Here is a 16,377-nt window from a genome sequence, read left to right as displayed (position 1 = left end):
CGCCTGACGGGCCGGGCCGGCGGCACGGTGGAATCTCAGAAAGGGATCCCGGAATGTCCGAATCAGCCACTGACTGCGGCGACTGTACGGAGCCACGCACCGCCCTGTCCGAAGCCGAGGTGGAGGCCCTGGTCCGGGGCATCTGCTTCAAGACCGGCCCGCCCCGGGGGATCGGGGTCGAAGTGGAATGGCTCGTCCACGAGCTGCGCCGGCCGCAGCTACCCGTCACACCCGAACGACTCGCGGCGGCCTATGCCGCACTGCGGACCGTGCCCCTGAGGTCGGCGCTCACCACAGAGCCCGGCGGCCAGCTGGAACTGAGCTCGCCGCCCGCCACCTCCCTGATGGAGTGCATCGGTACCGTCTCCGCCGATCTCGACGCCGTCCGTACGGCGCTCGCCGGGCACGGCCTCGGCATCGTCGGCATCGGCCACGACCCCTGGCACCCGCCCCGCCGCTTCCTGCGTCAGCCGCGCTACGACGCCATGGAAGTCGCCCTGGACCGCACCGGTCCCGCCGGCCGTCGCATGATGTGCACCTCGGCCTCCGTCCAGGTGTGCCTGGACGCCGGGTACGAGGAGCCCGGACCGCTCGGCCACGGGCGGCGCTGGTGGTTGGCGCACCAGCTGGGCGCGGTGCTCCTGGCCGCCTTCGCCAACTCCCCGCTGGCCGCCGGACGGCCCACGGGCTGGCGCTCCACGCGGCAGCTGACGTGGATGGAGATCGGCGCGGGCCGGGCCGGCGGACCCGCGCTGAACGGCGATCCGCGCGCGGCGTGGGCCCGGCACGTCATGGACGCCCCGGTGATGTGTGTACGACGCGAGGGCGGCCCCTGGGACGTCCCCGACGGGCTCACGTTCCGCGAGTGGGTCCGCTCGAAGGCGCCCAGAGCGCCGACGCGTGAGGACCTCGACTACCACATCACGACGCTGTTCCCGCCGGTCAGGCCGCGCGGTTTCCTGGAGCTGCGCATGATCGACGCGCAGCCAGGCGACGACGGCTGGATCGTGCCGCTGGCCGTGACCACCGCGCTGTTCGAGGACCCGGAGGCCGCCGAGACCGCCTACCGGCTGGTCAAGCCCCTGGCCGAACGCTCAGTGGGGCGTCCGGCGCCGCACAATCCGCTGTGGACCGACGCGGCCCGCGACGCTTTGGCCGACACCGAGCTGCACGAGACGGCCGTCGGCTGCTTCACCGCCGCGCTGGAGGCGCTGCCCCGGATCGGGGCCACCGAGCAGGTCACGGACGCCGTGACCGCGTATCTGGAGGCTTACGTCCGCAAGGGCCGCACCCCTGCCGACGATCTGCTGGACCGCCTGCGCGAGACGAGCCCTCGCGCCCACGGGAAGGACCTGAGCACATGACCGACCCCGCCATCGACGCACCCCATATCGATGCGGAAGCACTCCGGGAACGGGCGCTGACCACCCTCACCACCGCCCGCACCCGCACCACGCTGCTGACCAGCTGCGTCGAGGACCCCGACCTGACCGCCCAGCACTCTCCCCTGATGTCGCCGCTGGTCTGGGACCTCGCGCACATCGGCAACCAGGAGGAGCTCTGGCTGCTGCGGGCCGTCGCCGGCCGGGACGCCATGCGCCCCGAGATCGACGGCCTCTACGACGCCTTCGAGCACCCCCGCTCCGAACGCCCCTCATTGCCGCTGCTGCCGCCCGCCGAGGCCCGGGCGTACGCGGCCGAGGTGCGCGGGCGGGTGATGGACCTGCTGGAGAGCGCCGACTTCCACGGCACGCGGCTGACCCAGGCGGGCTTCGCCTTCGGGATGATCGCCCAGCACGAACAGCAGCACGACGAGACGATGCTGATCACCCATCAGCTCCGCAAGGGCCCGCAGGCCCTGACCGCCCCCGACCCGGAGCCGGTGCCGCTGTTCACCGGTCCCGCCGAAGTCCTCGTCCCCGGTGGCCCGTTCACCATGGGCACCTCCACCGAGCCGTGGGCGCTGGACAACGAACGCCCGGCGCACCGCCGCGAGGTGGCGTCCTTCCACATCGACACCACACCCGTGACGAACGGCGCCTACCAGGCGTTCATCGAGGACGGCGGCTACGACAACGAGCGCTGGTGGACGGCCGAGGGCTGGGCCCACGTGCGCAAACACTCCCTGTACGCACCGCTGTTCTGGCGCCGTGACGGCAAGCAGTGGCTGCGGCGCCGCTTCGGGGTGACGGAGGTCGTGCCACCGGACGAGCCGGTCGTGCACGTGTGCTGGTACGAGGCCGACGCCTACGCCCGCTGGGCCGGCCGACGGCTGCCCACCGAGGCCGAGTGGGAGAAAGCGGCCCGCCACGACCCGGCGACCGGCCGCTCGACGCGCTACCCGTGGGGCGACGCCGACCCGGCGCCCGAGCACGCCAACCTCGGCCAGCGGCACCTGCGCCCGGCGCCCGCCGGCAGCTACCCGGCCGGTGAGTCGCCGCTCGGCGTACGGCAGTTGATCGGGGACGTGTGGGAGTGGACGGCGAGCGACTTCCTGCCGTACCCGGGCTTCCAGGCCTTCCCGTACAAGGAGTACTCGGAGGTGTTCTTCGGGCCGGAGTACAAGGTGCTGCGCGGCGGGTCGTTCGCCGTGGACCAGGTCGCCTGCCGGGGGACGTTCCGCAACTGGGACTACCCGATCCGGCGGCAGATCTTCTCCGGGTTCCGCACCGCGCGTTCCGCGGGGGACGTCTGATGTGCCGTCACCTGGCCTATCTGGGGCCGCCGGAGCCGCTCGGCACCCTTCTCGTGGAGCCCGCGCACGGCCTGTACCGCCAGTCGTGGGCGCCGCGGCACCAGCGCCACGGGACCGTCAACGCCGATGGTTTCGGGGTGGGTTGGTACGCCGAGGGCGACCCGGTGCCGGCCCGGTACCGCCGTGCCGGGCCGATCTGGGCGGACCTGTCCTTCGCCGACCTGTCCCGGGTCGTGCGGAGCGGCGCCGTGCTGGCCGCCGTACGCGACGCGACCCTGTCGGGCGCCGACGCGGAGGCCGCAGCGGCCCCGTACGCCGCCGGGCCCTGGCTGTTCAGTCACAACGGTGCCGTCAGGGGCTGGCCGCAGTCGCTCGCGCCCCTGGTGGAGCGGCTGCCGGCCGTCGACGTGCTGTCCCTGGAGGCCCGCAACGACTCGGCGCTCGTCTGGGCGCTGGTCCTGGCGCGGCTGCGCGACGGCGACGACGAGGCGCAGGCGCTGGCCGACACGGTGCTGGAGGTCGCCGAGGCGGCCCCCGGCTCCCGCCTGAACCTGCTGCTCACCAACGGCGAGACGATCACCGCGACCACCTGGGGCGACACCCTCTGGTACCTGTCCCGGCCCGGCCGCAGCACCGTCGTGGCCTCCGAGCCCTACGACGACGACCCGCACTGGCAAGAGGTCCCCGACCGCACTCTTCTCGCGGCGAGCCGTACGGACGTGCTGCTCACCCCGCTCAAGGAGCCGAGCGACACCTCGGCCACCGCACTGCCGAAGGAGCCCCGTACGTGAGTCCGTTCCTTCTCACCCGCACCCTGCCCGAGGACGCCACGGACGCCGCGCTGCGTGCCGACGTCCTGCACGGCCTGACCGGCACCCCGAAGACGCTGCCGCCGAAGTGGTTCTACGACGCCCACGGCAGCGAGCTGTTCGAGCAGATCACCGAACTGCCCGAGTACTACCCGACGCGCGCCGAGCGCGAGATCCTCATCGCCCGCGCCGGCGAGATCGCGGCGGCGACGGGGGCCCGCACCCTGGTCGAGCTCGGCTCCGGTTCGTCGGACAAGACGCGGCACCTCCTCGACGCGCTGACCGGCCTGCACACGTACGTCCCGGTGGACGTCAGCGAGAGCGCGCTCACCCAGGCCGGGCAGTCGCTCGTGGCGGAGCGTCCCGGACTGAGCGTGCACGCCCTGATCGCCGACTTCACGGCGTCGCTGGCGCTCCCCGACACACCCGGGCCGCGCCTCGTGGCGTTCCTGGGCGGCACGATCGGCAACCTGCTCCCCGCCGAACGGGCCGTGTTCCTGACCTCGATCCGCTCCCTGCTCTCCCCCGGCGACGCGCTGCTGCTCGGCACCGACCTGGTCAAGGACGAGAAGGTGCTCGTCGAGGCGTACGACGACGCGGCCGGCGTGACGGCCGCCTTCAACAAGAACGTCCTGACCGTCGTCAACCGCGAGCTGCACGCCGACTTCGACCCCGAGGCCTACGACCACGTGGCGTTGTGGGACACGGAGAACGAGTGGATCGAGATGCGGCTGCGCTCGCGCGCGGAACAGACGGTGAAGATTCCGGCACTCGACCTGGCCGTGGACTTCGCCGAGGGCGAGGAGCTGCGCACCGAGGTGTCGGCGAAGTTCCGCAAGGACGGCGTACGCGCCGAACTGGACGCCGTGGGCCTGGAACTGGCCCGTTGGTGGACGGACGAGGCGGGACGGTTCGCGCTGTCGTTGAGCATCGCCCGCTGACCGACGGCAGAGGGGCGGGTGACGGCGACGTCACCCGCCCCGCGGTTCAGCCCAGGCTGTTCAGCACGTCCGTGATGCGCCGGGAGGCGCGGCGGGCCTCGGTCGCCGGGTCGGCTCCGGTGAGCACCTTGGTCATGTACGGCTTGATCGGGTTGTCGGCCTCGACCGCGCCCCACTGGGGCGTGGCCGGTGTCGCCCGCCCTTGTGCGGCCCCGGCCGCCATGGCCGCGACGCCCTCCTCGCCGGCGACGGCGTCGGCGAGGGACTTGCGGTTGGGGACGTAGTTCATGGTCCGGGCCAGGTCGGTGTCCCATCTGGCGCCGGTGAGCGCGGCGACGACGGCCACCGCGCCGTCCCGCTCGCGCGTGTTGTTCGGTACGACGAGGTCGGAACCGCCGGTGAAGACGGCGCCGGGGCGGTGCGCGCTCCGGCCGGGGACGGGGAAAAAGCCGATCCTGTCCTTCAGGCCGGGGTTCTGCCGGACGACGGCCCGGGCCTGACCCGGCACCGCGACGATCTGCGCCACCCTCCCCTCGGCGAAGACGCCCGCCTGCGGCGGGTGTTCCTCGTCGGAGCCGACAGGGCCGTGGCCGAGCGCCTGAAGGCGCCGGTAGAAGTCCATGCCGCGCAGGGCCGCCGGGGTGTCCAGCGTGCCGCGCCAGCCGCCGCCGTCCCGGTCGCTCGCGAGGTCGCCGCCCTCGTCCCAGATGAAGCCGGCGAGGGTGTACCAGTCCTGTCCGGCGAGGTAGATCCCCTGAACGCCGCCGGAGTCGAGCCGGCGCGTCGCGGTGAGCCAGTCCTCGCGGGTGCGCGGCGGAGCGGTGACGCCGGCCCTGGCGAACAGGTCCTTGCGGTAGATGACGACCCGATTGGCCGCATACCAGGGAATGCCGTACTGGTGGGCGCTCTGCTGGCCCGGTTCGGCGAGGCCTGGCAGCCAGTCCCTCCTGCCCCAGCGCAGTGACTCCAGCGTGAGATCGAGCAGCCGGTCCCCCTCCACGTACTGCGGGACCTGGGTGTTGCCGACCTCGATGACGTCGGGTCCGTGGCCGGAACCGGCGTCGAGGGCGGCCTGCACCTTCGCACCGATGCCGGTCCACTGCTGGACGCGGATGTCGAGCCGGAGGTCGGAGTGTTCGCGCTCGAACCGCTCGGTGAAGCGGCGCAGGAAGTCCTGGGAGGCGCTGTCCTTCATCAGCCACACGGTGACTGTGCGCCGGTCGGTGTCGCCCGGGACGAGTCCACAGGCGCCGACGAGGCCGAGCGGGGCCATGGCGAGCAGGCTGCGACGTCTCACGAGGGGTCCTGTTCTGTCTGCGGACAGGGGATGGGGCCCGGCGTGGGGGGACGAGCGCGGGGCTCGTACGGGTGTGCCCGGATTTTGGTATGGACCAATGCGGGGGGTCAAGAGGTGCAAGGGCCGCGAAGCAGACGTCTCGCGCTCCGTCGCAGCTTGGGGCACGGTGGAGTGACGCGTGACACACGTGACACTGCGGTCATCACGGCCGTACGGAGAGGAGCACCCGCATGTCCAACCACACCTATCGGGTCACGGAGATCGTCGGCACCTCCACCGACGGTCTCGACCAGGCCATCCGCAACGGCATCGACCGCGCCTCGCACACCCTGCGCAACCTGGACTGGTTCGAGGTCACCCAGGTGCGCGGCCAGATCGAGGAAGGCCGGATCGCGCACTACCAGGTCGGCCTGAAGGTGGGTTTCCGTCTGGAGGAGGAGTCGGACTGACGGCTTCGCGGGCGACGCGGAAGGTCACCCCTTCGGCCCGGCGGGCCGTGCTCAGGTCCGCCCCTCCCGCTCCTGAGCCACCCTCAGCTCGGTCGACGGGGCCGCCCACCGCGCCCGTACGACCCTGAACCCCGCCTGTTCGGCGTCTGCGCACACCAGCTCGTCGTCGTCGACGAACAGGCGGATCTCGCGGGTGCGGGCGAGGCGGCGCAGGATCTCCAGCTTGGTGCGGCGGGCCGGCCTGCGATCGTCGTTGCGCCGCATGTGGACCCGCCCCTCGGGCAGCCCCTGGGCGGCGAGCCAGTCCAGCGTGTCGCGCCGGCAGCGCTCGGGGCGTCCGGTGAGGTAGACGACCTCGCACTCCTTCGCGCTCTCCAGCGCCAGCGCGATGCCCTCGGCGATCGGCGGATCGTCGGGGGCGGCCGCGAAGAAACCGTCCCAGTCGCGCGGCTTGCGCTCGAGGAACCGCTGACGGTGCGCGGTGTCGGCGAGGGTGTTGTCCAGGTCGAACACGGCGAGGGGGCGTGTGCTGCTGTCGGTCACCCCACCACCCTAGGCAGACGGCGCGTGCGGCGGGCGGCGGGTGCGGCGGGCGGCGGGTGCGGGCGGCCCGATCGGCGTGGCGTCGTCCAGCACCACGCGTTCGCGGGCCTACATGGCCCAGCCGAGGGTCTGCCCGTGCTCGCGGTCTGCGCCGGTGGCGGCCGTGCCCTCGACGTCGTGCTCGGCGAGGGCCACCAGCTGCCGGCCCAGGTCGTTCAGGGCCCGGCCCGCGGCCAGTTCGTCGCCGATCTCCGGCACGTCCGAGTCGGCGGGGTTGCGGTGCGCGACCCCGTGTCCGGTGAGCGTGGTCGTACCGGTCTCCAGCACGACGTGCGCCTTGGTCGTCCTCTCCTCCTCGAAGAGGTGAAGCCGCATCCTCCACTCGCTGGTGTGCGCCATGGCGTCCTCCTTGTACCGCAGGCTCCGCGCGGTGCGGGGCCGCCCGCCCCGCACCTCCATGCTCGGACCCCCGCGGGAGCCTGTCACCCGGCACGGCCGCGGCACCGCCGCCTACATGTGGCCGGGAGAGACACCGGCCGGAAGCGGCCGGGAGTCGTCCACGCGGTGGCCGAGCGCCTCGGTGACGGCCACGACCCCGTCGACACGTCGGGCGACGAGCACCGCGAGCCCGGCGTCGCTGCGCCGCTCCACATGCCCGCGCAGCCGCACGACGCCGCCGGTGACACCGACGTCCACCAGGTAGCGCGGCTGGCAGAGCGCCGAGGCCACCTGGTCGCGGACGTCACGGCGGATGTCCTCGTCCGGACGCAGGAAGACCCGCAGCAGGTCGCCGCGGGTGACGATGCCCGCCAGCCGGCCCTGCCGGTCCACCACGGGCAGCCGTTCCACGGCGTGCCGCCGCATCGTGCGCGCCGCCTCCGTCACCGACTCGCCGAGCTCGGCGGTGACGGCGGGCCTGGTCATCAGGTGTTCCGCGGTCGTGGCCCGCGCCTTGGCCGCTGCCGCCCGCGCGGAGCGGGTCAGCCGGAACAGCCGCGGGCGCCTGCCCCGCCGTACGTCGTCCTGCGCCGCCTGCCGCTGGAGCAGATCGGTCTCGGAGATCACCCCGAGGACCCGCTCCCCGTCGTCCACCACGGGCAGTCCGCTGATGCGATGCTCCGCCAGCAGCCCGACCACCGTCTTGAACGACGTGTCGCGGGTCGTGCGCACCACCTCCCGGGTCATCACGTCCTCGATCGTGCGGTGTCTCATCGTCTTTCCTCCTGCTCCTTCCGTACTTCGGTCGGGTATGTCCGCCGTCTTCGCTCAGCCGGCGGGGACGAGGTAGACCGGGCAGTGCGCGCGGTGCAGCAGCGCGTGGGTGACCGGGCCGAGGCGCGGCGCGGGCCCCCGGCCGTGCGGACGGTGTGCCGTGATCACGACGGCGTCGGCCGCGCGCGTGGCCTCCACCAGGGACTCGGCTGCCCCGCCCCACACGGTGTCGGTCTCGACCCCGACCCCCGGGAACTTCTCCCGCAGCGCGGTCACGGCCGTCCGGGGCACCGCCGACTGCTTGCGGGCCTTGGTCTCCAGCTCCGCCCGCAGCCGCTCGGCGGAGACCACGGGACCGGCTCCCGACGTCGCCGGCAGGACACAGCTGTGCAGGACCCGTACCCGGGCGCCCCGCTGCTGCGCCTCCTCGAAGGCGAACCGGGCCGCCTCGGTCTCGGTGTCGGTGCCCACGCCGACCAGCACGACGCCGTGTTCCAGACCGCCGTACGCGGCCTCACCCCGGACCACCAGCAGCGGGCTCGGGCAGCAGCCGGCGAGCCGTCGGCCCACCGAGCCGGACACCAGTCCGGTGATCTCGCTCGGGCCGCGGCTGCCGATGACGGTCAGCGCGGCGTGCTCGCCCCGGCGCATCAGTTCCGCCGCCGCCGGATGCGGGGTCAGGGTGGCCGTCACGTCCAGTTCCGGAGCCTGTTCGCGCACCCGGGCGACGGCGGACTCCAGCACGGCGTGCGCCCGCTCGAGGAGGGAGGACTTCTCCTGCCCCGGGCCGCCCGGAAGTCCCTCGTGCGCGCCGTGCTTGGCCCACGGCCAGCCGTGCAGGATCTCCAGCGGAGCCCGGCGCGCCACCGCCTCCGCGACCGCCTGGTCCAGGGCCCGCAACGCCTCGTCGGACCCGTCCACGCCCGCCAGCACATGGCCGTGCAGGGCGGGACGGGGCGCGTACCTGCCGTAGTCCCAGAGGCTTTCGCGCTCATGCGTCATGACCTCTCCTCTCCTGGCCCGGAAGGCCCTCGAGCGCGCCCGGCACGCACCTGCCCACGCGTGGGTCCCTCTCGTCACCTCCAGCCTTGTGAGGAGGCGGCAGACCGTGCTTGGGCCCAACGGGCACGAGCCGAGCCACTCGGCCCACGCCGTCCGCGGACCGGCGGGCGCCGTGCCGACGGGCCCCGGTCGGCGTCGGCCCGGGGGCGCGGCGGCGGACGCACGAAGGGGCCGAATGGCCCTGCGGGACGGGCCCCTTCGGCCCTGGCACGCCGTACGGCCGGCCGTACGCTGGAATCAGCCTGCGGGGCGAGCGAGGGAGCGCATCCGGGACGCCACCTTCAACAAGGGACACGAGCCCTTGTCAAGGAAGGGACGACGGATGGGCTGAGAGGCCGGAAGGTCGAAGGACCGGACGGCGACCTCCATCACCTGATCCGGACCATACCGGCGAAGGGAGCCCACCTCGCAGGTTCTGTCGTGCCCTGGGGGCAACCTTTCCTCTCCCCGCGGCCACTGCCGTGCGAACAGCCACATGGCGAGTACGCGGAGGCGGGAGGCCCCATGCGCGGCAACACGGCGATCTGGACGGCTGCGGTCGTGAGCGCGGCACTGACGGCGGCGTTGGGAACGGCGGGCGAGGCGTCGGCGGCGACGAGGACCCTGGTGGTGGCGGTCGGCGGCGACGCCGCCGCGCCCGGCACCCTCACCTCCGCGCTGGGCCCGTCGACCGTCTCCAAGGGCAACTCCTGGGATCTGGGCGGCACTTGGAATGCCTCTTCGGTCCTCAGCGCGGACCCCGCGCCCTTGACGGGCCCGCGCGCGGCCGACGGTTCGCTGCCCTCGGCGCCGTCCTTCCTCGTACCGCGCAACGGGGCGGACATCGGGGCGCGGTTCTGACCCGACCGACCCGGTGAGTCGGGGCCCAGGGCGGATGGATCATGCTTCTCCCATGGCATCCCGGTTCCCCGCCCCCCGCACCACTCTGATCGGCGCGGCCCAGCAGCGCCCCTGCACGCTCGTCGTCTGCCGGGGCTGCTGCTGCGGCGACCCGCGCAAACACCCGGACAGCGACCACGTCTGGCAACTGGAGCGGCTGCGCGCCGCGGCGGCCGAGTCCGGCTTCCAGGTCCGTACGACCGACTGCCTGGGCCCCTGCGACCAGGCCAACGTCATCGTCGTGCAGCCGTCGGCCGCGGGGCGGCGGGCCGGCGGCCGGGCCACCTGGGTCGGCTTCGCGATGGACGACGACTGCACCCAGGAGGTCATCGACTGGGCGGCGGCGGGCGGACCGGGCCTCGTCGAGCCGCCGGTGACCCTGGAGCTGCAGTTCATCCGCCCGCCACGCGACGCCCGGACCCGCAGCCGCCGATGAGGCGGCTCCGCTTCTAGGCGAAGCCGCCGTTGCTCATCAGCAGCTGGCCGTTGATCCAGCCGCCCTCCGCGGAGCACAGGAAGTCCACCAGGTGCGCGGTGTCCCGGGGTGTGCCGAGCCGGCCGAGGGGGGTGGCGCGTACGCAGTGCTCGCGGACTTCCTCCGTCATCCAACCGGTGTCGACGGGACCGGGGTTGATCACGTTGGCGGTCACGCCGAGGCCGGCGAGCTCGCGGGCGGCAGCGAGGGTGATCCGGTCGAGGGCTCCCTTGCTCGCCCCGTAGGGCAGGTTGCCGACGGTGTGGTCACTGGTGAGGGCGATGATCCGGCCGGCTCCCGCGGTTCCGGCGAAGCGACGCCCGAACTCGCGGATCAGCAGCCAGGTGGCGCGGGCGTTGACGGCGAAGTGCCGGTCGAAGCTCTCCACGGTCGTGTCGAGCAGTCCGGAGTCGACCGACTCGCAGTGGCACATCACCAGCGCGGTGACTCCGCCCAGCCGCCGCTCGGCCTCCTCGAAGACACGGGCCGGGGTCTGCGGATCGACGAGGTCCGCCTCGATCGCCGCCGTGGACGCGCCGCGTCCGTTCAGGTCCGCGACGATCGCCGCGGTGGCGCCGGCTTCTCTCCCCCAGGTCATGCGGTCGTCGTAGGCGGTCCAGTAGGTGAAGCCGATGTCCCAGCCCGAGGAGGCCAGGCGACGGGCGACCCCCGCGCCGATGCCGGCCGTGCGGCCCACGCCGGTGATCAGGGCGACGGGGCGGACGGCGGCCCCGCCGGGCACGGTGGGGTCCTGATCGGTACGCGTCGTCACGGGGGGAGATCGTCCCGGGGCGGCGTCGGGGCGTCAATCGCTTTTCCGGCGCCCCGACGCGGCGCAGGCACCGGCCCCCCGGCCGGCGGCCTCAGGAATCCTGGGGGCCGCCCGGTGTTGAACCCTGTATGAGCTCCCTGATCGCCCAGACCCGTTTCTCCGTGCTCGACCGCTCCCGCACCCGAGAGGGCCACACGCATGCGGAGGCGCTGCGGGACACCGTGCGGCTGGCGCGGGAGCTGGAAGGGCTCGGCTACCGGCGGCTGTGGGTGTCGGAGCACCACGGTGTGCCCGGGGTCGCGGGGTCCGCGCCGACCGTGCTCGCCGCCGCCGTCGCGGCCGCGACGCGCACGATCCGGGTCGGCACCGGCGGCGTGATGCTGCCCAATCACCGGCCCCTGGTCGTGGCCGAGCAGTTCGGGGTGCTGGAGTCCCTCTTCCCGGGACGCGTCGACATGGGGCTGGGACGGTCGGTGGGGTTCACCGACGGTGTGCGCAGGGCGCTGGGCCGGGACAAGGAGGCCGCCGAGGACTTCGCGGGGCAGCTCGACGAACTGCTCGGCTGGTTCCGCGGCACGTCCCCCACCGGCGTCCACGCCCGGCCCGCGGAGGGCCTGACCGTGCCGCCGTTCGTTCTAGCGATGGGCGAGGGCGCCGACATCGCGGGACGGGCGGGCCTGCCGATGGTGATCGGCGACCTGCGCAACCGGGCGAAGATGCTGCGCGGCATCGACCGCTACCGCGCGGCCTTCCGCCCCTCCCCCTGGGCGGCGGAGCCGTACGTCGTCGTCTCGGGCACGATCGCCGTGGCCGCCACGCCCGAGGAGGCCCGCCGCCTGCTGATCCCGGAGGCCTGGTCGATGGCGTACTCCCGTACCCACGGCACCTTCCCGCCCCTGCCGCCCGCCGAGCGCGTGAAGGCCCTGACGATGACCGCGAAGGAGCGCGGCTTCTACGAGGCCGGGCTCGCCGGACACGTCGCGGGCACCGAGGAGCAGGTCGCGCACGAGCTGGAGACGGTGCTGAAGGAGACGGCGGCGCAGGAGGTGCTGGTCACCACCAGTACGTACGACAGGGCGGCGCTGGTGGACTCGTACCGCAGGCTGTCCGGGATCTTCGGCGCACCGGCAGTGGGACGTCGGGCGGCGACGACCGGCCCGGCCGCGTAGGATCGCGGGGTTTGTCCCCGGAGTGACGGAGTAACGGAGCTTCCCCCATGCCCACCCCCCACGACCCGTACGTCCGTGTCCGCGGCGCCCGCGAGCACAACCTCAAGGGCGTGGACGTCGACATCCCGCGGGACGTGGTGACCGTGTTCACCGGCGTGTCCGGTTCCGGGAAGTCGTCGCTGGCGTTCGGCACGATCTACGCGGAGGCACAGCGCCGTTACTTCGAGTCCGTCGCCCCGTACGCGCGCCGTCTGATCCACCAGGTGGGCGCGCCGAAGGTCGGCGAGATCACCGGTCTGCCGCCCGCGGTCTCGCTCCAGCAGCGCCGCTCCGCGCCGACGTCCCGGTCCTCGGTCGGCACTCTCACCAACCTCTCCAACTCCCTGCGCATGCTGTTCTCCCGCGCCGGCACCTACCCGCCGGGCGCCGAACGCCTCGACTCGGACGCCTTCTCCCCCAACACCGCCGCCGGCGCCTGCCCGGAGTGTCACGGCCTGGGCCAGGTGCACCGGACGAGCGAGGAGTCGCTGGTCCCCGACCCGTCGCTGTCGATCCGCGAGGGCGCGATCGCCGCCTGGCCGGGCGCCTGGCAGGGCAAGAACCTGCGCGACATCCTCGACGCGCTCGGGTACGACGTGGACCGGCCCTGGCGTGAACTGCCCGCAGGGCAGCGCGAGTGGATCCTGTTCACGGACGAGCAGCCGGTGGTCACCGTGCACCCGGTCCGTGACGCGGACCGCATCCAACGCCCGTACCAGGGCACGTACATGAGCGCCCGCCGCTACGTCATGAAGACGTTCGCCGACTCCAAGAGCCCCACGCTGCGCGCCAGGGCGGAGAGCTTCCTGGTCGCCGCCCCCTGCCCGGCCTGCGGCGGCGCCAGGCTCCGGCCCGAGGCGCTGGCGGTGACCTTCGCGGGCCGCACCATCGCGGAACTGGCGGCCCTGCCCCTGGTCGACCTCGCGAATCTCCTGGTCGGTGAGGACGAGCCGGCCCGCGCGCTCACCGACGACCTGCGCTCGCGCATCGCACCGGTCCTCGAACTCGGCCTCGGCTACCTCGGCCTGGACCGGGCCACCCCGACCCTCTCCGCGGGCGAACTCCAACGCCTGCGCCTGGCAACGCAGTTGCGCTCCGGCCTGTTCGGTGTCGTGTACGTCCTCGACGAGCCGTCCGCAGGCCTGCACCCGGCGGACACCGAGGCCCTGCTGACCGTGCTGGAGCGGCTCAAGGCGGCCGGGAACACGGTGTTCGTGGTCGAGCACCACCTCGACGTGGTACGCGGCGCCGACTGGCTGGTGGACGTGGGTCCGCGCGCCGGGGAGCACGGCGGGCAGGTCCTGCACAGCGGCCCCGTGGCGGAGCTCGCCGGGGTGGAGGAGTCGGCGACGGCCCGCCACCTCTTCCACCGCCTCCCCGCTCCGGAACGCCAGGAGCGCCCCGCTCGCGGGCAGTTGAAGGTGGGCCCGGTCACCCGGCACAACCTGCGGGCGGTCACGGCGGAGTTCCCGCTCGGGGTGTTCACCGCGGTCACCGGCGTCTCCGGGTCCGGGAAGTCCACGCTGATCGGCGAGATCACCGAGGACCTGCCGGGCGTGCGGCGGCTGGTGTCGGTCGACCAGAAGCCCATCGGCCGCACCCCGCGCTCCAACCTGGCCACCTATACGGGCCTGTTCGACGTCGTACGGAAGGAGTTCGCGGCCACCGAGGAGGCCGTGCGGCGCGGTTACGGCGTCGGGCGCTTCTCCTTCAACGTCGCGGGGGGCCGTTGCGAGACCTGCCAGGGCGAGGGATTCGTCAGCGTGGAGCTGCTGTTCCTGCCGAGCACCTACGCGCCGTGCCCGGACTGCGGCGGGGCCCGCTACAACCCAGAGACGCTCGAAGTGACGTACCGGGGACGGAACATCGCGCAGGTGCTGGACCTCACGGTGGAGAAGGCCGCGGAGTTCTTCGCCGGGACCCCGGCCGTGGCACGGAGCCTGCGCACGCTCCTCGACGTCGGCCTCGGCTACCTCGCCCTCGGCCGGCCCGCGACGGAGCTGTCCGGGGGTGAGGCCCAGCGCATCAAGCTCGCGGCCGAGCTGCAGCGCGGCCGCCGCGGCCACGCCCTCTACCTCCTCGACGAACCGACCACCGGCCTCCACCCCGCCGACGTCGAGGTCCTCATGCGGCAACTGCACGGTCTGGTGGACGCAGGCCACACGGTGATCGTGGTCGAGCACGACATGTCGGTCGTGGCGGGCGCGGACTGGGTGATCGACCTGGGGCCGGGCGGCGGGGACGCGGGCGGACGGATCGTGGCGGCCGGGCGGCCGGCGGAGGTGGCGACGGTGGCGGGCAGCGCCACGGCGTCCTACCTGGCGCGGGCGCTGGGCCCCCACACCCGCTGAATCAGGGTGGCCAGGACCGCGGTCGCGGCGAGGCTGCCCACCAGGACCATGATCACGCCGACCATGAACAGGCCGCTGGAGTCGTCCGACCAGTCGAGGTAGGCGGCGAGCGTCAGCCCGGCCGTGGTGCCGACGACGGCTCCCGCGATATGGCTCCGGGAGGCCACCCAGAACAGCGGCACGAGCAGGGTCAGCACCAGCCCGATCACCTGCCACGCCTGGTAGGGGCCGGTCGTCGTGCCGTCCGGCTGTACGTCGTAGTGCTGGTCCCAGCCCAGCCAGGCGGCCCAGAGCGCGAGCGCTGCGCCGGCCGGCACGAGGACCGGCAGAAGTCGGGGCACGGGGTTCAGGTGTCCTTGGCTCATGGCCCAAGCGTTGCGCCGGACCCCCGGCAGGGCACAGAGCGCACGTACTCAGATCCATCCGAGTACGTGCGCTCCGTCCGGCGAGTACCGCTACGGCGTCACCCGGACACCGCCGAACGTCACCGCGAGGCTGCCGTCCGACGCGAAGGACCAGCCCAGACCGCCCGAGTAGGAGGAGCAGCGGGAGCCGTTCGAGCCGGTCCAGAACTGGTTGGAGCTGTCGGCGCTGCCGACGGTCTTGTCGTTGGAGCCGCTGACGGCGAAGCGGCACGAGGTGTTGTTGCGGAAGACCGAAGTGCCCGCGTCGAAGGAGAAGTTGCGCTGCGCGTTGTCGACGCTCGCGTTGTTCGAGATCGTCATCGTGCCGGGGTTGCTGTTGTACGTGAACCCGTGGTGGCCGTTTCGGTAGGCGATGCTGTGCTGGACGACGTGGTTGACCGCGATGTCGTCGCCGCCCAGCTTGTAGCCGTTGCGGTCGCCGTTGGAGTTCACGGTGCCGTTGCTGAGCGTGCCGTTGGTGTAGGACAGGGAGTACTCGATCGTCACCGGCCCGATGGCGCCCGTGTCGGTCTTGGTGTACAGGTCCCAGCCGTCGTCGATGTTGTTGTGGGAGACGTCGTAACGGAACACGTTTCCGGTGCCCGTGGTCAGCTTCGCGGCGAAGCCGTCCGCGTCCTCGCCGTCGGAGTCGGCGTTGTCGTGCGACTCCGAGCTCACGATCAGGTTGTTGGACGGCCACTGGCTGCTGGGCGTACTGGAGGAGATCCGGCCCAGCTGCAGACCGGTGTCGCGGTTGTACGCCGTCACCGCCCGCTCGACGACGTTGTTGCTGCCGCCGACGTAGATGCCGTTGTCCCCGGCGTGCTGGACGGTGATGCCGTACAAACGCCAGTAGTTCGCGTTGAGTTGGATGCCCCGGTTCGACGAACTCTCGCTCTGGGCCGCGAAGTCCAGTACCGGCTTCTCGCCCGGGTAGGCGGTCAGCGTGGTCCGGGCGCCGGAGGTGCCGTTGCTGCCCGTGGGGATCGTGATCGTCGACGAGTAGTTGTACGTCCCGCCGCGCAGGTAGATGGTGCCGCCAGAGGCGATGCGGCTGATCGCCGTGGCGAGCGTCGTCGGGGCGGACTGCGTGCCGGCCGCGCTGTCGGTGCCGCTCGGCGACACGTACTGCGTGGCGCTGGCGGCCTGGGCCGGCGTGCCCGACAGGGCGACAAGCGTGCCGGCCAGCAGGCTGACCGACGCGAGGACGGATCTCACGTGCATGGTGGTTCCTCCGGTTCGTCCGTGACCAGGGGGTGCCGTGCTAGGGAAAGCGCTTT

Annotated in this window: 17 protein-coding genes; 9 read left to right on the top strand and 8 right to left on the bottom strand. The window is 72.9% G+C overall.

From position 1 onward, the window contains the following. Nucleotides 1–53 precede the first annotated feature (53 nt). The 4 genes from egtA to egtD are packed head-to-tail and all read left to right on the top strand — an operon-like array spanning nucleotide 54 to nucleotide 4,445. Nucleotides 54–1,364, top strand: a complete 1,311-nt coding sequence (gene egtA, locus FBY22_RS12345; protein WP_142145009.1) for an ergothioneine biosynthesis glutamate--cysteine ligase EgtA — start codon at nucleotides 54–56, stop codon at nucleotides 1,362–1,364. After that, nucleotides 1,361–2,695 (top strand): ergothioneine biosynthesis protein EgtB, encoded by a 1,335-nt coding sequence (gene egtB / locus FBY22_RS12340; protein WP_142145007.1) that lies wholly within the window; start codon nucleotides 1,361–1,363, stop codon nucleotides 2,693–2,695. Before egtA ends, egtB begins: the two co-directional genes overlap by 4 nt. Beyond that, entirely contained in the window at nucleotides 2,695–3,486 is a 792-nt protein-coding gene (gene egtC, locus FBY22_RS12335; protein ID WP_142145005.1) for an ergothioneine biosynthesis protein EgtC, read from the top strand. The genes egtB and egtC overlap by 1 nt, the downstream gene beginning before the upstream one ends. Next, on the top strand, nucleotides 3,483–4,445 hold the full coding sequence (gene egtD, locus FBY22_RS12330; protein WP_142145003.1) for an L-histidine N(alpha)-methyltransferase: 963 nt from the start codon (nucleotides 3,483–3,485) through the stop codon (nucleotides 4,443–4,445). Before egtC ends, egtD begins: the two co-directional genes overlap by 4 nt. Before the next feature lie 46 nt (nucleotides 4,446–4,491). On the opposite strand, the gene FBY22_RS12325 is transcribed toward egtD, so the two are convergent. Next, entirely contained in the window at nucleotides 4,492–5,718 is a 1,227-nt protein-coding gene (locus tag FBY22_RS12325) for an extracellular solute-binding protein (protein WP_174267199.1), read from the bottom strand. Nucleotides 5,719–5,972: 254 nt separating this feature from the next. Here FBY22_RS12325 and FBY22_RS12320 point away from each other — a divergent pair, with 254 nt between their 5' ends. Further along, nucleotides 5,973–6,191: a dodecin gene (locus FBY22_RS12320; protein ID WP_142144999.1), complete on the top strand. Its 219-nt coding sequence runs from the start codon at nucleotides 5,973–5,975 to the stop codon at nucleotides 6,189–6,191. A gap of 51 nt (nucleotides 6,192–6,242) precedes the next feature. Here the strand turns inward: FBY22_RS12320 and FBY22_RS12315 are convergent, their stop codons facing one another. From FBY22_RS12315 to FBY22_RS12300, 4 genes are all read right to left on the bottom strand, one after another. Next, the gene (locus tag FBY22_RS12315) at nucleotides 6,243–6,734 is read right to left on the bottom strand and encodes a hypothetical protein (RefSeq protein WP_142144997.1); all 492 of its coding nucleotides are present in this window, start codon (nucleotides 6,732–6,734) and stop codon (nucleotides 6,243–6,245) included. A gap of 108 nt (nucleotides 6,735–6,842) precedes the next feature. Further along, on the bottom strand, nucleotides 6,843–7,133 hold the full coding sequence (locus FBY22_RS12310; protein WP_142144995.1) for a dsRBD fold-containing protein: 291 nt from the start codon (nucleotides 7,131–7,133) through the stop codon (nucleotides 6,843–6,845). A gap of 111 nt (nucleotides 7,134–7,244) precedes the next feature. Next, entirely contained in the window at nucleotides 7,245–7,946 is a 702-nt protein-coding gene (locus FBY22_RS12305) for a CBS domain-containing protein (RefSeq protein WP_142144993.1), read from the bottom strand. A 54-nt stretch (nucleotides 7,947–8,000) separates the two neighbouring features. Next, complete coding sequence (locus tag FBY22_RS12300) at nucleotides 8,001–8,948, bottom strand: universal stress protein (protein WP_142144991.1); 948 nt, start codon at nucleotides 8,946–8,948, stop codon at nucleotides 8,001–8,003. A 564-nt stretch (nucleotides 8,949–9,512) separates the two neighbouring features. On the opposite strand from FBY22_RS12300, the gene FBY22_RS44820 reads away from it, so the two are divergent. Next, nucleotides 9,513–9,848, top strand: a complete 336-nt coding sequence (locus FBY22_RS44820) for a hypothetical protein (RefSeq protein ID WP_260844806.1) — start codon at nucleotides 9,513–9,515, stop codon at nucleotides 9,846–9,848. A gap of 52 nt (nucleotides 9,849–9,900) precedes the next feature. Beyond that, on the top strand, nucleotides 9,901–10,323 hold the full coding sequence (locus FBY22_RS12290; protein ID WP_142144989.1) for a (2Fe-2S) ferredoxin domain-containing protein: 423 nt from the start codon (nucleotides 9,901–9,903) through the stop codon (nucleotides 10,321–10,323). A gap of 13 nt (nucleotides 10,324–10,336) precedes the next feature. On the opposite strand, the gene FBY22_RS12285 is transcribed toward FBY22_RS12290, so the two are convergent. Further along, nucleotides 10,337–11,134 carry an SDR family oxidoreductase gene (locus FBY22_RS12285; protein WP_260844804.1) on the bottom strand — a complete coding sequence of 266 codons (798 nt, stop codon included), beginning with the start codon at nucleotides 11,132–11,134 and terminating at the stop codon, nucleotides 10,337–10,339. Nucleotides 11,135–11,262: 128 nt separating this feature from the next. Between FBY22_RS12285 and FBY22_RS12280 the strand changes: the two genes are divergently transcribed. Further along, nucleotides 11,263–12,303, top strand: coding sequence for an LLM class flavin-dependent oxidoreductase (locus FBY22_RS12280; RefSeq protein ID WP_142144987.1), 1,041 nt, complete (start codon nucleotides 11,263–11,265; stop codon nucleotides 12,301–12,303). A 47-nt stretch (nucleotides 12,304–12,350) separates the two neighbouring features. Then, nucleotides 12,351–14,693, top strand: a complete 2,343-nt coding sequence (locus FBY22_RS12275; protein WP_142144985.1) for an excinuclease ABC subunit UvrA — start codon at nucleotides 12,351–12,353, stop codon at nucleotides 14,691–14,693. On the opposite strand, the gene FBY22_RS12270 is transcribed toward FBY22_RS12275, so the two are convergent. Further along, nucleotides 14,657–15,058 carry a hypothetical protein gene (locus FBY22_RS12270; protein ID WP_142144983.1) on the bottom strand — a complete coding sequence of 134 codons (402 nt, stop codon included), beginning with the start codon at nucleotides 15,056–15,058 and terminating at the stop codon, nucleotides 14,657–14,659. The two genes, FBY22_RS12275 and FBY22_RS12270, sit on opposite strands and share 37 nt — an antisense overlap. Before the next feature lie 90 nt (nucleotides 15,059–15,148). Next, nucleotides 15,149–16,321: a right-handed parallel beta-helix repeat-containing protein gene (locus tag FBY22_RS12265; protein WP_142144981.1), complete on the bottom strand. Its 1,173-nt coding sequence runs from the start codon at nucleotides 16,319–16,321 to the stop codon at nucleotides 15,149–15,151. Nucleotides 16,322–16,377 lie beyond the last annotated feature (56 nt).

Origin of the sequence: Streptomyces sp. SLBN-31, from assembly GCF_006715395.1 — a bacterium.
In the GTDB taxonomy this organism is placed as follows: Bacteria; Actinomycetota; Actinomycetes; order Streptomycetales; family Streptomycetaceae; genus Streptomyces.
This window is presented reverse-complemented; position numbering and strand designations above follow the sequence as displayed.

Excerpts from the sequence above, each read along its gene's own strand:
- egtA (WP_142145009.1), top strand. The coding sequence starts at position 54 with ATGTCCGAATCAGCCACTGACTGCGGCGACTGTACGGAGCCACGCACC.
- egtB (WP_142145007.1), top strand. The coding sequence starts at position 1,361 with ATGACCGACCCCGCCATCGACGCACCCCATATCGATGCGGAAGCACTC.
- egtC (WP_142145005.1), top strand. The coding sequence starts at position 2,695 with ATGTGCCGTCACCTGGCCTATCTGGGGCCGCCGGAGCCGCTCGGCACC.
- FBY22_RS12325 (WP_174267199.1), bottom strand. The coding sequence starts at position 5,718 with ATGGCCCCGCTCGGCCTCGTCGGCGCCTGTGGACTCGTCCCGGGCGAC.
- FBY22_RS12320 (WP_142144999.1), top strand. The coding sequence starts at position 5,973 with ATGTCCAACCACACCTATCGGGTCACGGAGATCGTCGGCACCTCCACC.
- FBY22_RS12310 (WP_142144995.1), bottom strand. The coding sequence starts at position 7,133 with ATGGCGCACACCAGCGAGTGGAGGATGCGGCTTCACCTCTTCGAGGAG.
- FBY22_RS12305 (WP_142144993.1), bottom strand. The coding sequence starts at position 7,946 with ATGAGACACCGCACGATCGAGGACGTGATGACCCGGGAGGTGGTGCGC.
- FBY22_RS12300 (WP_142144991.1), bottom strand. The coding sequence starts at position 8,948 with ATGACGCATGAGCGCGAAAGCCTCTGGGACTACGGCAGGTACGCGCCC.
- FBY22_RS44820 (WP_260844806.1), top strand. The coding sequence starts at position 9,513 with ATGCGCGGCAACACGGCGATCTGGACGGCTGCGGTCGTGAGCGCGGCA.
- FBY22_RS12290 (WP_142144989.1), top strand. The coding sequence starts at position 9,901 with ATGGCATCCCGGTTCCCCGCCCCCCGCACCACTCTGATCGGCGCGGCC.
- FBY22_RS12280 (WP_142144987.1), top strand. The coding sequence starts at position 11,263 with ATGAGCTCCCTGATCGCCCAGACCCGTTTCTCCGTGCTCGACCGCTCC.
- FBY22_RS12275 (WP_142144985.1), top strand. The coding sequence starts at position 12,351 with ATGCCCACCCCCCACGACCCGTACGTCCGTGTCCGCGGCGCCCGCGAG.
- FBY22_RS12270 (WP_142144983.1), bottom strand. The coding sequence starts at position 15,058 with ATGAGCCAAGGACACCTGAACCCCGTGCCCCGACTTCTGCCGGTCCTC.
- FBY22_RS12265 (WP_142144981.1), bottom strand. The coding sequence starts at position 16,321 with ATGCACGTGAGATCCGTCCTCGCGTCGGTCAGCCTGCTGGCCGGCACG.